Below are 14,991 nucleotides of genomic sequence, written 5' to 3'. Positions count from 1 at the left end.
GCTAAAAATGCAGTTTGAATACGACGACGATGACCATCAGCAACAGGTTCGCCAGGCCGATGGGCACCAGATACTTCCATTCGAGGGTCAGGATCTGGTCGATGCGCAGGCGCGGGAAGGTCCACTTGATCCACATCAGCAGCCCCACCACGAAGAAAGCCTTGGCGAAGAACCACACGAAGCCCGGGATGCAGTCCATCGCAGCGTTGAAGCCCTCCCAGCCCGCGACGTGCAGCGGCATCCAGCCCCCGAGGAAGATGGTGGCGGCGACGCCCGCGACGATGAACAGGTTGACGAACTCGGCGACGTAGAACAGGCCGAAGTGCATGCCCGAATACTCGGTGTGGTAACCCGCCGTCAGTTCCGATTCGGCCTCCGGGAGATCGAACGGCCCGCGGTTGACCTCGGCGTTGCCCGCGATGAGGTAGATCACGAAGGCGACGAACGCCGGGAGGTGGCCCTTGAAGAGGAACCATCCGTCGGCCTGCCGGGCCACGATCTCGGAGAACTGCATGGTGTCGGTCAGCACGACGATCGTGAGGATCGAGAGGCCGATCGAAAGCTCGTAGGAGATCATCTGGGCACCGCTCCGCATGGCGCCGATCAGCGAATACTTGTTGTTGGAGCTCCACCCGGCCAGCAGGATGCCGACCACGCCGATGGACGAGGCGGCCATCAGGAAGAAGACCCCCACGTTGAAGTCCAGCACCTCCAGTCCCTTGCTCACGGGCAGGCAGGCGAAGGCCAGCACCGAGGCCAGAATGACGATGTAGGGAGCGAGGTTATACAGAAACCTGTCCGAGCGGCGGATGGTGATGATCTCCTTGGTGAGCATCTTCAGCACGTCGGCAGGGACCTGCAACAGCCCCCAGAAACCCACGCGCACCGGGCCCAGGCGACATTGGAAAGCCGCGCAGACCTTGCGTTCCATGAAGATCATCACGACGGCGATCACCGCGTACATCAGCAGCAGGCAGAGGCCGACCACGACGCATTCGACGAAGACGGCCAGTCCGAGGGGCATCAGCGATGTCAGCATCCCGTGAACCCAGCTTGTAATTATTGAAAAGTCGAACATAGTGTCTCTTTTTTATCTGTCAATATCCGGAACCACATAGTCCAGCGTGCCGCCGATGGCGATCAGGTCGGCGATCTTCGTTCCCCGGGCGATGGTCTCCAGGCACGAGACGAGCGGCAGGCCCGTCGAACGGAACTTCATGCGGTAGGGGAACTTGTCGCCCCGGCTCTCGATGAAGACCCCGAACTCGCCGCGGCTCCCCTCGACGGCGGCATAATAGCTGCCCTCGGGAATGCGGATCACGGGCTTCATTTTCAGCTGGTATTCGCCCTCGGGAATGTTGTCGATCAGCTGTTCGATGATGTTCATGCTCTGCTCGATCTCGCGCATGCGGACCATGTAGCGGGCGAAGCAGTCGCCCTCGGTGAAGAGCACCTCCTCGAAATCCACCTTGCCGTAAGCGGCGTAGGGATGGCGCTTGCGCACGTCGCAGGCCCATCCCGAGGCGCGCCCCGTGCCGCCCGTGGCGCCGAACGAAACGGCGTCCTCGCGCGTCAGCACGCCGGTGCCTTTCAGACGTTCCTGCGCGATGACGTTGCCCGTGAACACCTCGTGGTATTCGCGCAGTTTGGGACGCATGTAGGCGATGAACTCCTTGGTCTTGCGCACGAAATCGGGGTGGATGTCGGCCTGCACGCCGCCGATGGTGTTGTAGGTCTGGATCAGACGCCCTCCGGTGGTCTGTTCGAGGATGTCGAGCACCTTCTCGCGGTCGCGGAAGCCATAGAAAAAGGCCGTCAGCGCCCCCATGTCCATGCAGAGGCAGGAGAAGAAGAGCAGGTGCGAGTCGATGCGCTGCAACTCGTCCATGATCGTGCGGATGTACTGCACGCGCTCCGGCACCTCCACGCCCAACCCCTTCTCGATGCACATGCACAGCGCATGGCGGTTCTGCGCGGCCCCGAGGTAGTCGAGGCGGTCCGTCAGGGCCAGCGTCTGGGGATAGGTCAGCTCCTCGCACATCTTCTCGATGCCGCGGTGGATGTAGCCGCAGTGAACGTCGAGTTTGCGGATGATCTCGCCTTCGAGCGACACGCGGAAACGCAGCACGCCGTGCGTCGCCGGGTGCTGGGGGCCGATGTTGATGACGTACTCGTCCTCCTCGAAGAGCACGTTGCGCTTGCGGATATAGCTGCCGTCGGGTTGCAGTTCGTAGGTCGGCGAGCTGTCCTTCGACACCTCGTTGCTCATGCGCAGGGGGTTCTGCGCCGGGTCGTAATCCTTGCGCAGGGGGTGTCCCGCCCAGTCGTCGCGCAGGAACAGGCGCCGCATGTCGGGATGGTTCAGGAAGCGGATGCCGAAATAGTCGAACGCCTCGCGTTCGTTCAGCTCGGCGGCCTTCCACAGGTCGCACACCGAGGGCAGCACCGGACGCTCGCGGTCGGGGGTCAGCGTCCGCAGCACGACGTTCTCGCCCGTCGCGGTCGCTTCAAGATGATAGACCACGCCGAAACCTGCCTCGCCCCAGTCCATACCCGTGAGGCTGCGCAGGAAGTCGAACCCGTCGGCCCGCAGACGCCCGGCCAGGTCGTGAAAGCCGTCCGCCGGAACGGTGAACATCCCGTCGCCGCCTTCGGTCCATACGGCGCGGGGCTCCCAGGCCGTAATCTTATTCAAGAGGTCGTTATTCATGTTTTTCTTCTCCTTCCACATTGAGATCGTTCTTTTCCGCCGTCAGGTCGCGCCGGAGCAGTTCCTCGTACTCCTCCCGGCCGATCTGGCGGTTCACGCCGCCGAAAAACCGCTGCACCTTCACCTTGCGCTGGAGCTGCATCAGTCCGTAGAGCATCGCCTCGGGGCGCGGCGGGCACCCGGGGATGTAGACATCGACGGGCAGGATCTTGTCCACGCCATCGACCACGTGGTACGACCGTTTGAAAGGCCCTCCGCTGATGGCGCAGCCACCCACGGCGATCACGTATTTGGGATCGGCCATCTGGTCGTAGAGACGTTTGAGCACCGGGGCCATCTTATGGGTGATGGTTCCGGCGACCATGATGAAGTCGGCCTGCCGCGGGGAGGCGCGGGCCACTTCGAACCCGAACCGGGCGAAATCGTAGCGCGCGGCGCCGACGGCCATGAACTCGATGCCGCAGCAGCTCGTGGCGAACGTCAGGGGCCAGAGGCTGTTGCTGCGGCCCCACTCGATCAGTTCGTCCAGACACCCCACCAGCACGTTGGCACCGCCCTCGCGCAGTTCGGCGACCATCCGTTCGATGTATTCGTTGTCGTTGAAATCCTCGTAGGACATCGACTTGATTTTCGGTCTCTTCATCATTTCCATTCCAAAGCTCCTTTCCGCCATGCGTAGGCAAGGCCCAGAATCAGTACCAACAAGAAAAAGAGGATACTCACCAGTCCGTAGACACCCAGTTCCTGCACAACCACGGCCCACGAGAAGAGGAACACCGTCTCGACATCGAACATCAGGAAAAGGATGGCGAAGAGATAGTAACCCACCTTGAACTGCATCCACGAACGGCCCCGCGTGGGGATGCCGCATTCGTAGGCTTCGCCCTTCTGGGGGTTGTACGAGCGCGGCGAAATGGCGCGGGCGATCCCCAGCGCGACAGCTACCAGCGCAATGGCCGTAAGGATGACGACCACCAACAGCGTAAAATACATAAGCGATTGTTTTACGAATTATATCTATCCGGCGCCCGAAACGCCGCGAATCCGGGAAGAGCGCTCCCGGAAGAAACAGACAAAAGACGAAAGAGGGGGGGGGCAGGGACGCTAAATCAGAATGCGCCCCAGCGAGTAGACGTAATAATCCACGGGATCGGCATGCAGGGTCCGGGCATAGGTGCGCATCGCGGTGCGCACTCCGAACGCGGCATCGACGGCGGTGCGCACGGCGGCGCGCTGCCGGACGACGGCCTTCTGGTCCGTCTGCACGACGGGGGCCTCGATCGAGGCGCTGCACGAACAGAGCGCCACGGAGAAATAGTTGCGGACGGCTGCCGGAGGACACGCCGTCACCGTCTCGTCGAGCGCAGGCGGTACACCGCCTGCATCCTGAAACGAGGTGTCCCCGAGATTTCCCGCCAAAGCGAAGAGCAGCAGGATCAAGACATATCGAAGCCGTTCCAACATTCCGTCCGAATCACAGTTTATGCGGTGCGAAGATACGGTCTTTTATGCAGAAAAAAGACTCTGCGGACGGAAAAAGACGCAAAAAGACGAATTTTGATTACATAATCGCCATTTCGAACAACGAAAGCCGCCTTCCGAAACGGGAAAGCGGCGTTCTCACACGACGGTCCGGAAGGCTATTCCTTCGCGTAGCGGTCCTCCACGACACGCCAGTCGATGACGTTCCACAGCGCACCCACGGCGTCGGCGCGGCGGTTGCGGTAGTCGATGTAGTAGGCGTGCTCCCAAACGTCGATCGCCAGCAGCGGCTTCATGCCCCGGCACATCGGATTGCCGGCGTTCTGTTCGCCGACGACCACCAACTCGTCCGACCCGTTCTCGGCCAGCCACACCCAGCCCGATCCGAACAGCCCGGCGGCAGCCTGCGCCATCCGTGTTTTCAGCCCGTCGAACGAACCGAAATCGCGGTCGATGGCCTCCGAAAGTTCGTTCGAGGGCGCTTTCTGCGGATGCGGGGAGAGTTGTCCGAAGAAAAATTCGTGGTTCCAAGCCTGCGCGGCGTTGTTGAAAATCGCACCGTCGGACGAGAGTACGATGTCTTCGAGCGGCTGTCCGGCAAAGGGCGTGTCGAGAATCAGCTCGTTGAGCTTGGCGACATAGCCCGCATAGTGCTTGTCGTGGTGGTAGCGCATCGTCTCGCCGGAGATCGCCGGCTCGAGCGCATCGTATGCGTAGGGCAGTTCCTGCGGCGTGAAACGCGGTTCGGTTGCGGTATCGGTTGCCATAATCAGAGGAATTATAAATAAGGTGATGAATGTCGTCATAAAAGGTCGTTTTTTCGTTATCCGCCTGCCCGGGACACCCCCGCCGGGCTGCGCGTCGAACGGCATTCCAACAAATAAAATGCCCGATCGAGGATTTTCGAATATTTTTCGTAATTTTGAGATCTGCGACCGTTCTGTCGAATCCGATTAAATCCGATAACGAACCATGAAACGAATCCTTCTCACACTGGCCGCGCTCGGCACGGCCCTCACGATGCAGGCGAAAGTCGTCCTGCCCGGCATCTTCGGCGACAACATGGTGCTCCAGCAGCAGTCCGAAGCGCAGTTCTGGGGCAAAGCCGCTCCCGGAAAGAAAGTCACCATCCGCCCCTCGTGGAGCGCGAAGCCCGTGACGGCCACCGCCGGCCGCGACGGTCGCTGGCAGGCCGCCGTGCCCACCCCGGAGGCCGGAGGCCCTTACACGATCGAACTGAGCGACGGCGAGACGCTGACGCTCCGCGACGTACTGATCGGCGAGGTGTGGCTCTGCTCCGGGCAGTCGAACATGGAGATGCCCGTGCGCGGCTTCTTCAACCAGCCCGTCGAAGGCTCGGCGGACGCGATCGTACGGGCCAAGGCCGCGACGCCGATCCGCCTCTGCACCGTGAACCGCGCCACGGCCCGCACGCCGCAGGAGGAGTGCACGGCGCAATGGCAGAAGCACACCCCCGAGGCCGTCGCCGCGACGAGCGCCACGGCCTACTACTTCGCCCGCTACCTGCAAGAGGTGCTGGACGTTCCCGTGGGCGTCATCGTCACCTGCTGGGGCGGCACGCCCGTCGAGGCATGGATGGACCGCGAGACGATGGGCGGCTTCAAGGAGTTCGACCTCTCGTTCCTCGACGGCGACGGGAAGATCGACCGTCCCCAGAACAAGCCCTGCGGACTCTACAACGCCATGATCGCACCGCTCGTGCCCTTCACCGTCAAGGGCTTCCTCTGGTACCAGGGCGAATCGAACCGGCTGCGGCCCGACCAGTACCGGGCGCTGATGCCGGCCTTCGTGAAGATGCTCCGCGAACGCTGGGCGCAGGGCGAACTGCCGTTCTACTACGTGCAGATCGCGCCCTACTGCTATGAAAACCCCGACGAAACGGGCTCGGCCCTGCTGCGCGAAGCCCAGCTGCGCAATCTCGGCGACATTCCGTCGAGCGGCATGGCCGTGACGATGGACATCGGCGACGAGAACTGCATCCACCCCGCCCGGAAAGAGGAGGTCGGCACACGCCTGGCATGGCTGGCGCTGACGAAAACCTACGGCATGAAGGGCATCGACGCCGACACGCCGGTTTATGAAAAGATGGAGGTTGCCGACGGCAAAGCCTATCTGACCTTCCGCACGGGCCGCGAGGGCCTCGCCCCGCTGGGCGACACGCTCACGGGCTTCGAGGTCGCCGGCGCCGACCGGGTGTTCCACCCCGCCACGGCCCGGATCGAAAAGGGCAAAGGACGCCTGATCGTCACGTGCGACGCCGTTGCGGAGCCCGTGGCCGTGCGCTACGCCTTCCGCAACTACGCCGAAGCTACGCTGTTCAACAGTTCGGGCATCCCCGCCTCCTCGTTCCGCACCGACGACTGGGAGGTGAAATGACAGCCGACGGGCCGGACTCCGAAAGGGTCCGGCCCGCTGCGTCATATCCGGGTCAGCGCCGACAGGATCTTCCGGTTGGCGCAGTCGATCACCGAGCTCTCCAGCGAAGAGAGATAGATCCGGGTCGTGCGCTCGGAGGTGTGTCCCATGCCCGCACTGATGACCGTGATGGGCACCCGGTGGTTGCGCGCCGCCGTCGCCCAGCTGTGGCGCGACGCGTAGGACGAAAGCCCCTCTTCGAGCCCGAGGAGCTGCGAGAGCCGCTTCAGCTGGCGGTTGTAATAGTTCAGCGCTATCTGATACTGCGAATAGGCCCTGCCGGGCTCCTCGGCGGTCAGCAGCGGAAAGACGTAAGGCGTATTCCGGGTGCGCCACTCGTACCGCCAGACGATCTCCCGCATGCACGTCTCCAAATGCACGGTCATCAGCTGCCCCGTCTTGCGCCGCACGTAATTGATCTCCCCGCCCGAGAGGTCGCGCTTCCGCAGGAAGGCCATATCGACAAACGACATCCCGCGCGTGCAGTAGCTGAAAATAAAGAGGTCGCGGGCCAGCGCCAGGGCGTCCGATCCGCTCAGGTCGAGGTTCCGGAGCCGGCCGATGAGCCGCTCCTCGACGGCCCGCTTGCGGGTGTGGTCGATGCCCGTGTAGACGCCGCTGAACGGAAAACTCTGCTCTGCAAGGCGCTGCCGGACCGCCCGGTTGTAGACGGCGCGGAGAATGCGCATGTAGAACGACACGGTGTTGCGCACGACGCCGCGCCGGACGAGATAGGCGTTGTACTCCTCGACCAGCGGCTCGGTAAAGGCGGCGAAGGGAAGGTCCGTGCCGCCGAGAAAAGCCGAAAAGCTGTTGAGCGTGCGCGTGTAGTTGCGCGCCGTCCCCAGCCGCCCTTCCGAAGTCAGCCGGGCGATCTGCCCCCGCAGGAATGCCAGTACAGAGACATCCCGGTGCGGGGTGCGGAAACGCGCGACGATCTCGTCCGCCGTGTACGGACGCCTTTCGAGCGTCAGATCGCGGACGATACGCAGCAGCAGGGCCACGTCGCCGTCGATGCGGAGCCGGATCACCGACGCCTCGCCGGGAAGCGGCAGGACGTGCCCGGCAGCGGCGTCCCACCATGCGGGGAGAATGCGGATGCGGGTGGCGATGCGGCGGACCTGACGGTCGTGCGTCACCTGATAATAGATGCTCCCGGCCTTGCCCGGGACACGCGATGTGCGGAATTTCACCTTTACGGAAGTAGTCATAATTCAAAAAATTTATTCCGAAAGGTCGCAATTATCGCACATTTCGCACGCATGCCGGCCGGCCGAGCGACACAAAAACCCCGGAGTTCGCACTCCGGGGTTCGTTTTATGCAAGCCGTCTACATGCAGGTCAGAATCAGGGCGGCCATCGGCACCGCAGGCCACCACGTCCGCCGCCGCTCCTCCGCAGGAAACAGCCGGGCGATGTCCTCCGAACGTTCGAAGTAACGCAGCACTCCGAACCACAAGGCGCACATCACCGCGTTGGTCAGCAGCGCGCTCGCGGGCACCGAAAAGGCACCCGGAAGGTCGCCGAAAACCGGACGATACAGGAACAGGGCCGCGAAATGCGCCGCACTCTTCAGTCCCGCATACAGGCTGACCTGCTGCACGGCATAAGGGCTCCGTCGCAGCAGCAGCCACAGCAGCGTCAAGGGCAGCAGGGAGGCAAGGAGCGTGCAGAGGTCAAAGGCGGCAGCCGTCCACGTCGTCGGTAGGGAGCCGGAAGCGGCCCATGCGAGCAGCCACGACCACATCCGGGAAACGCCGAAAGCGCCGAACAGCCATACGGGTCCGGGCATCGCATAAAGGGCGGAAAGCAATTTTTTCATGGCATCGGGCCGTCATCAGATCCGACGGCGGAGACCGCCGCCGGAGAGTCAGATCAGCGTTTCGAGGATCTGCACGGCGTTGAGCGCCGCACCCTTCCGGATCTGGTCGCTCACGCACCAGAACGTCAGTCCGTTCTCGCAGGTCAGGTCCTTGCGGATACGGCCCACGTAGACGGGGTCGTTGCCGGCGATGAAGAGCGGCATCGGGTAGACCTTGCCGGCCGGGTCGTCCATCAGCACCACACCCGGCTCCTCGGCGAAGGCCGCGCGGACCTCCTCCACCGACACGGGGCGTTCGGTCTCGAGCCACACGCTCTCCGAATGGGCGCGCATCACCGGAACGCGCACGCAGGTCGCCGACACGCAGATGTCCGAGTGCATGATCTTGCGCGTCTCGTGGAACATCTTCATCTCCTCCTTCGTGTAGTCGTTGTCGGTGAACACGTCGATATGCGGAATCACATTATAGGCCAGCTGGAAGGCGAATTTCGCCACCGTGGGCTCCTTGCCCGCGCCGAGCTCGGCATACTGCGTCTCCAGCTCCGTCATGGCGGCGGCTCCGGCGCCGCTGGCCGACTGGTAGGTCGAGACATGCACGCGGGTGATGTGCGAGAGCTTCTCGACGGCGTTCAGTGCCACGACCATCTGGATCGTCGTGCAGTTGGGGTTGGCGATGATGCGGCGGGGCGCATTCTTCGCATCCTCGGGATTGACCTCCGGCACCACGAGGGGCACGTCGTCATCCATGCGGAAGGCGCTCGAATTGTCGATCATGACCGTACCGTGTTTGGTGATCGTATCGGCGAACTCCTTCGACGTTCCGGCCCCGGCCGAGGTCAGGGCGAAGTCGATCCCCTTGAAATCGTCGTTGTGTTGCAGCAGTTTGACCTCGATCTCCTTTCCGCGAAACTTGTATTTGCGTCCCGCACTGCGCTGGGACCCGAACAGCACGAGTTCGTCGATCGGAAGCGCCCGTTCCTCCAAAATTCGCAGAAATTCCTGGCCCACAGCACCGCTGACGCCCACAATAGCAATTTTCATCCTGATTAAAATTAAAAAGTGATCATCGTTCCCGCTCGGACGGACCGTACACGGAAGCTCCGGGGACAAATATAACGAAATCAGTACGAAATGCAAAAAAATCGACCGGCACAATGGCCGGCCGTAATCATCAATTAAAGAAGTCGTCCTCGTCGGAGGTATCGGGCTTCCCGGGATCGACCTCTTCGTCGCAGTCGTAGCGGGGCATCATCGCCGGACGCAGGAACTGATCCCCGCGGCCGATGCCGAAGCGTCCGTCGTCGTAGACCCGCTTCATGAAATCGCCGACGATCGGCAGGGCCATCACGCTGCCCTCGCCGCCGCGGACGAAGTGCACCGACTGGTCCTCGCCGCCGACCCAGGCCCCTGCCACGAGTTTCGGAGCCACGCACATGAACCATGCGTCGCGGTTCTGGTTCGATGTTCCGGTCTTGCCGCCGATCTCCACGTCGTTGAATCCGAACTGCCACTTCAGACGCCCGGCCGTTCCTGCATTGACCACGCCCTGCAACATCGTGAGCATCGTGTAGGCCGTGCGTTCGCTGATGGCGTCCTGCGACTGGGGAATGAACGAGGCGATCAGGTTGCCCTGCCGGTCCTCAATGCGGGTCACGAAGATCGCATCGGTGTGCACGCCCTGATTGGCGAAGGTCGAGAAGGCGCTCACCAGCTCGAAGACGTTCGATTCCGAGGAGCCGAGGGCCAGCGCCGGCACGGGGTCGATGTAACTGCGAATGCCCATGTTATGGATGAAGTCGGCCACGGCCGCAGGCTGCTTGGCCTGCTTCATGATCCACGCCGAATAGTTGTTGCGGCTGCGCGCGAGGCCCCAGCTCAGGGGGTGCAGCACGCCGTCGTACTCGACGTTGCCGGCCTCCTTGGGCGACCACGCCGTACCGTTGGCCGTCTCGATGGTCGTCGGCAGGTTCGGGACCATCGTGCAGGGAGTCATCCCCAGGTGGTCGATGGCGAAGGTATAGACGAAAGGCTTGATCGTCGAACCGATCTGCCGCTTGCCCTGCTTGGCCATGTCGTACTTGAAGTAACGGAAGTTGGGCCCCCCGACATAAGCCTTCACGAATCCCGTGCGGGGGTCGAGCGCCACCATCGCGGCGCGCATGATCCGCTTGTGGTGGAGGATCGAGTCGCGCGGAGTCATCAGCGTATCGCGCTCGCCCTTGTAGGTGAAGACCTTCATGTCGCAGGGTTTGTCGAATGCGGCCTGTATCTGCTTCTCGCTCGCCCCGGCGTTCTTCATCTCGCGGTAGCGGTCCGAATAGCGGACGGCGTGGCGCATGATGCGCTCGCGCTCCTCGCGGTCGGCGCCGATGAAAAGCGTCTTGGTGCTGCGGTACTGCGCGTCCATCTTGGGCTGGATCTCCTTCTCCATCTGCCGCTGCACGGCCTGCTCGGCATAGGACTGCATCACGGAGTTGATCGTGGTGTAGATTTTCAGTCCGTCGCGGTAGATGTTGTAGGGCGTGCCGTCGGCCTTGCGGTTTTTGAGGCACCAGCCGTAGAGCGGATTCTCGTCGTACTCCTTCACCGCCTGGTCGTAGTCCCATTCGTTGTAGAACTGGCTGCGCTTGGGCCGCTCGGCGTTCATCACCAGACGCAGCATCTCGCGGAAATAGGTCGCCGAACCCTCGTTATGCGACACGGGCCGGTAGTTCAGCACGATGGGCAGCGCCGCGATCGAGTCGCGCTGCCTGCGCGTCAGCGCCCCGGCCTCCTCCATGCGCGAGAGCACGAGGTTGCGGCGCGCGAGGGCGTTGTCCGGATTGCGCACCGGGGAGTAGCGCGTCGGGGCGTTCACCACGCCCACCAGCACGGCCGCCTCCTGCACGTTCAGCTCGTCGGGCTCCTTGTTGAAGAACGTGTGGGCCGCCGACTTGATGCCGTAGGCGTTCGAGCCGAACTCCACCGTATTGAGGTACATCGCGGCGATCTCCTCCTTGGTATAGTTGTATTCGAGTTTGAGGGCCGTGATCCACTCTTTCAGCTTCGCCGTCACGAGCTTGGCCTTGCGGACGACGGCGCCGCGGTTGCGGGCCGTGTCGCGCGGGAAGAGGTTCTTGGCCAGCTGCTGGGTGATGGTCGAGCCGCCGCCCTGCGAGGTGTTCTGCATCAGCAGCGTCTTCACGGCCACGCGCGCCAGCGAGGGGATGTCGATGCCCGAATGGCCGCGGAAGCGGATGTCCTCGGTCGAGATAAGCGCCGCGACGATCGGCGGCACCTCGTATCCGTCGAGCCGGATGCGGAGCGTCGAATCCGAGGGAAAGAGGTCCGCGTACTGCACGTAGGAGCGGTTCTGCACGAAGAAGGTGCCGATGACCTTGCCGTCCTCGGAATAGATCTCCGTGGCGAGGTTGCTGCGGGGGTTCTCCAGCTCCTCGAACGAGGGCATGCGCCCGAAGACGCCGAGCGCCGTCAGCAGCAGCAGCACGCCCACAAACGCAAAGGGTGCGAGCGCCACGCACCAGATCCATTTTATCATTTTCGGGCTTACGCCCGTCTTTTTACGCTGTGTCATACGACCAAATTTTGCGGTAAAGATACGAAATATTCCTTAAAACGGTAGCCCCACCGACGCCGCGAACCACACGGAGCCGTTCGAAGGCTTGTAGCACGACAGTTTGAAGGTCGAGGTGGCCGACGCAGGCTGGCGGAAGGCGTTGAAATCGACGACGAGATCGCCGCCCGCGGACCAGATGCGCCGCCAGACATCGTGTCCCGCGTCGCGGAACTGCGCGTAGTCGCCGCCGGCGTTGAGCCGGATGCGCTTGATGTAGATCACCGACCCGATACCGCCCTCGGGGCACCACACCGGCAGCTGGTAATCGAACGACACGGCCGTGTAGTTGTTCGACAGAATGTCCGCCGAGGTGAATCCGCGGGGAATGAGGCGCGTCGAACGGTAGCTGAGCGGCGAGTAGCCCGAGGGGTATTTGTACCCTCCGAGCGAGGTCTGATAGGTCGCGGCGACTTTCACCGAATTGTGACGCACGAATCCCGGCAGGTAAGCCTGTCCGTAGAACGAAATCAGGTCGCTGAAATGGGAGTTCGCCGGATTGAACGTGTAGTTCGTGCTGAGGGTATAGCCCCAGCGGGGAGCGAAATCACGGTGGGACATGCGCACCTGGTCCGAGAAACCCACGCCGAACGAGAGTTTGTGCAGCCCCTTGCGGAATCCGATGTGCTGGATGTTGGAGATCAGCCCTCCCTGGCCCCATTCGATCTCCCGCATATTGGCGACCATGCCGTTGGAGTAGTTCCAGCCCGTCGAGACGGAGAGCTGGCGCGTATGGTAGCCCTGCTGGAAATAGAGCGGCAACGTAGCCGACAGCCCCACGGAGTAGTATTTGTCGGGCGCAGGGCGCGACTGATATTCATATTTTCCGGTCTGCCGGTTATACTGTCCGAGCGAGTAGAAGAGCTGGTTGCCGCCGTAGGAGGCGTCGAGATCGAAGCGCACGCCCAGCCCGAAATAGCGCACCCCGAGGTTCACCAGCGAACCTTCGCTGCGGTTCCAGCCGTAGGAGGCGTAAGCCTCAGTGTTCGACAGGAGGTTCTGCGACAGAAGCGTGAAGCCCAGATTGAGGTCGATGACGTGTTCGTCCACCGCGGCGAACGGATTGAACGCCAGCGGCATCCAGCTGTGGACATTGATCAGGTTGGGCACCTTGCGGTAACGCTTCGTGCGGAACGAATCGCGCTGCATCCGGGAGTCGGCCGCATCGAAACGCACCGTATCGAGGTTCACCACGTCCCAGCGCCTGCGCGGCGGATTGACGAGGTTGACCGGCAGACGCGACGGCGCGACGGGGACCAGCGCGCTGTCCGCGGCCTGCTCCGTGACACGGTAGCCGCGGCGGTCGTAGGTCGTCAGCAGCACGCGGCCGCCGGCAGGAGCCGGAGAGAAAGAGCCGTAGGCCGAGGTCGTGATGCGGTATTCGCGGCCGTCCGTCAGGTCGTAGCAATGGGCCTCGTCCTTGCCCGAGGCGATCGAGCCGTAGTAGAGTTTGCCGCCGCCGGCCCGGAGATTCGAAAGGGTGATGTAGGCCCCCTCGGTGATCGGATGCACCCCTTCGCTGTCGATGCGGCCGATCCACATGCCGCTGTCATCGGTGACGAGGACGTACCACGCCGCCGTCCGGTCGTCCCACGCCAGCCCGTGCACCTCGGTCCGGCCCGGCGTCGCCAAACGCCGTTCGGGTTCCGACCCGCGCCGCACGACGACCGTATAGCGGCCGTCGGGATCGTACTCGACCCACCCCAGTTCGTCGGGCGTCTCCACCGGGAAGAGCGCCCTGCGGCGTCCGGCGACCGAGCGGGGCACGCCGTCGGAGAGTTCCATATAACAAAGCTGCGAATTGACGCGCTGTTCGAAGAGTTTCGAGCGGCGGTATTCGGTCCACCACACCCGTCCCCCGCACAGCGAAGGGCGGGTCGAGACCTGCCCCGTGTAGCAGACGAGGCGTTCGCGGCCCGTGCGGCGGTCGATCTCGACGAAGCGCGACACGCGGTCGAGGTCGGTTTTGAGCGCTAGCACGGCCGTATCGCCCAGCGGCAGGGGCCACTGGTAGGTGGTGTGGTTCTTTTCGGGCAGTCGGGTCAGGGTCGCGGCGCTGTCCTCGGCCGCGGGCAGCGAATCCCAATAGCGTTCCAATTCGTCGAAGGTCTCGCGGAAGAGCTTCTGCACGTTGGTCTTATAGAACTTGCCCAGGGCGACGCGCGTGGTGGCCAGCACGTAAGGGTTGCGCGAACCGTACCACGCGACCTTGTCCCAGACATTTTCACCGTAACGCTCCCAGGCATAGGAACATATCTGGTATCCCAGTTCGTAGTGGTCGGGGATGTAGTCGCGGTAGGAGCCGCAGAACCAGCGGTCGATGTTGCGCCGGTCGCGGCCGACGCTGCCCATCGCGCGGTAGGCCATCGAGAACGAGGGCTGCAATCCCCGCCCGAACGACGACATCATCGTCTCGGACATCACGGCGTCGCCCTCCATAGCCCAGATCGGCATGCACAGCAGGCCGATGGTCGAACCCTGCTGCCCCAGCACGTAGCTCAGGGCGCGGATGACGCCCCGGTCGAGGTTGTTGTACTGCACGGCATGGCGGTATTCGTGGGCCACGAGCTGTTTGTACCACGGCATCGAGTAGCCCTCGACGGCCGGCGAGGTGAGGAACTCCACACGCTTGGGGAGATACATCACCAGCCCGTTCGACTGGAAATTCTCGGGGTGCATGACGAAGGGAATGCGCATCGGACCGTGGCGGAAACCGTAGGCGATGTCGGGCTGCACGGTGCGGATGTAGAACAGCGTGCGCCGGGCGACGGCCGACACGGTGTCGGGATAGATCATCCGCACGTCGGGCGTGCGGATCGCAGACCACTTCATCGGAGGGTCCGAACCCCACGTGTAATACTGGGCGGCGGCGCGCTCGGCACCGCAGACGGCGACGAGCGCCGCGAGCAGGGACAGCAGCCGGCGCAC

Annotated in this window: 12 protein-coding genes; 1 reads left to right on the top strand and 11 read right to left on the bottom strand. The window is 63.0% G+C overall.

Annotation, left to right across the window (positions count from 1 at the left end):
* Position 1: 1 nt before the first annotated feature.
* From nuoH to WMO46_RS03865, 6 genes are all read right to left on the bottom strand, one after another.
* On the bottom strand, positions 2–1,078 hold the full coding sequence (gene nuoH, locus WMO46_RS03890) for an NADH-quinone oxidoreductase subunit NuoH (protein ID WP_129651564.1): 1,077 nt from the start codon (positions 1,076–1,078) through the stop codon (positions 2–4).
* A gap of 12 nt (positions 1,079–1,090) precedes the next feature.
* On the bottom strand, positions 1,091–2,638 hold the full coding sequence (locus tag WMO46_RS03885) for an NADH-quinone oxidoreductase subunit D-related protein (RefSeq protein ID WP_026076672.1): 1,548 nt from the start codon (positions 2,636–2,638) through the stop codon (positions 1,091–1,093).
* Between the two features lie 64 nt (positions 2,639–2,702).
* Positions 2,703–3,362, bottom strand: a complete 660-nt coding sequence (locus tag WMO46_RS03880; RefSeq protein WP_019151414.1) for an NADH-quinone oxidoreductase subunit B — start codon at positions 3,360–3,362, stop codon at positions 2,703–2,705.
* Positions 3,353–3,703 (bottom strand): NADH-quinone oxidoreductase subunit A, encoded by a 351-nt coding sequence (locus WMO46_RS03875; RefSeq protein WP_010264732.1) that lies wholly within the window; start codon positions 3,701–3,703, stop codon positions 3,353–3,355. The genes WMO46_RS03880 and WMO46_RS03875 overlap by 10 nt, the downstream gene beginning before the upstream one ends.
* Positions 3,704–3,814: 111 nt before the next feature.
* Positions 3,815–4,174: a hypothetical protein gene (locus WMO46_RS03870; protein WP_227901141.1), complete on the bottom strand. Its 360-nt coding sequence runs from the start codon at positions 4,172–4,174 to the stop codon at positions 3,815–3,817.
* A 176-nt stretch (positions 4,175–4,350) separates the two neighbouring features.
* Positions 4,351–4,959: a superoxide dismutase gene (locus WMO46_RS03865; protein WP_349093849.1), complete on the bottom strand. Its 609-nt coding sequence runs from the start codon at positions 4,957–4,959 to the stop codon at positions 4,351–4,353.
* A 205-nt stretch (positions 4,960–5,164) separates the two neighbouring features.
* Here WMO46_RS03865 and WMO46_RS03860 point away from each other — a divergent pair, with 205 nt between their 5' ends.
* The gene (locus WMO46_RS03860) at positions 5,165–6,589 is read left to right on the top strand and encodes a sialate O-acetylesterase (RefSeq protein WP_349093848.1); all 1,425 of its coding nucleotides are present in this window, start codon (positions 5,165–5,167) and stop codon (positions 6,587–6,589) included.
* A gap of 41 nt (positions 6,590–6,630) precedes the next feature.
* Here the strand turns inward: WMO46_RS03860 and WMO46_RS03855 are convergent, their stop codons facing one another.
* The 5 genes from WMO46_RS03855 to WMO46_RS03835 all read right to left on the bottom strand — a co-directional run bounded on the left by WMO46_RS03855 (position 6,631) and on the right by WMO46_RS03835 (position 14,991).
* The gene (locus WMO46_RS03855) at positions 6,631–7,839 is read right to left on the bottom strand and encodes a site-specific integrase (RefSeq protein WP_129651561.1); all 1,209 of its coding nucleotides are present in this window, start codon (positions 7,837–7,839) and stop codon (positions 6,631–6,633) included.
* Positions 7,840–7,958: 119 nt separating this feature from the next.
* The gene (locus tag WMO46_RS03850) at positions 7,959–8,450 is read right to left on the bottom strand and encodes a hypothetical protein (protein ID WP_195497650.1); all 492 of its coding nucleotides are present in this window, start codon (positions 8,448–8,450) and stop codon (positions 7,959–7,961) included.
* A gap of 48 nt (positions 8,451–8,498) precedes the next feature.
* Positions 8,499–9,491 (bottom strand): aspartate-semialdehyde dehydrogenase, encoded by a 993-nt coding sequence (locus WMO46_RS03845; RefSeq protein ID WP_349093847.1) that lies wholly within the window; start codon positions 9,489–9,491, stop codon positions 8,499–8,501.
* A gap of 130 nt (positions 9,492–9,621) precedes the next feature.
* Positions 9,622–12,024: a transglycosylase domain-containing protein gene (locus WMO46_RS03840; RefSeq protein ID WP_195497652.1), complete on the bottom strand. Its 2,403-nt coding sequence runs from the start codon at positions 12,022–12,024 to the stop codon at positions 9,622–9,624.
* Between the two features lie 36 nt (positions 12,025–12,060).
* The gene (locus WMO46_RS03835; protein ID WP_349093845.1) at positions 12,061–14,991 is read right to left on the bottom strand and encodes a hypothetical protein; all 2,931 of its coding nucleotides are present in this window, start codon (positions 14,989–14,991) and stop codon (positions 12,061–12,063) included.

Source organism: Alistipes intestinihominis, assembly GCF_040095975.1.
Taxonomy (GTDB): Bacteria; Bacteroidota; Bacteroidia; order Bacteroidales; family Rikenellaceae; genus Alistipes; species Alistipes senegalensis.
Note: the sequence above shows the minus strand (reverse complement) of the source record. Positions and strands in the feature narration are given on the sequence as shown.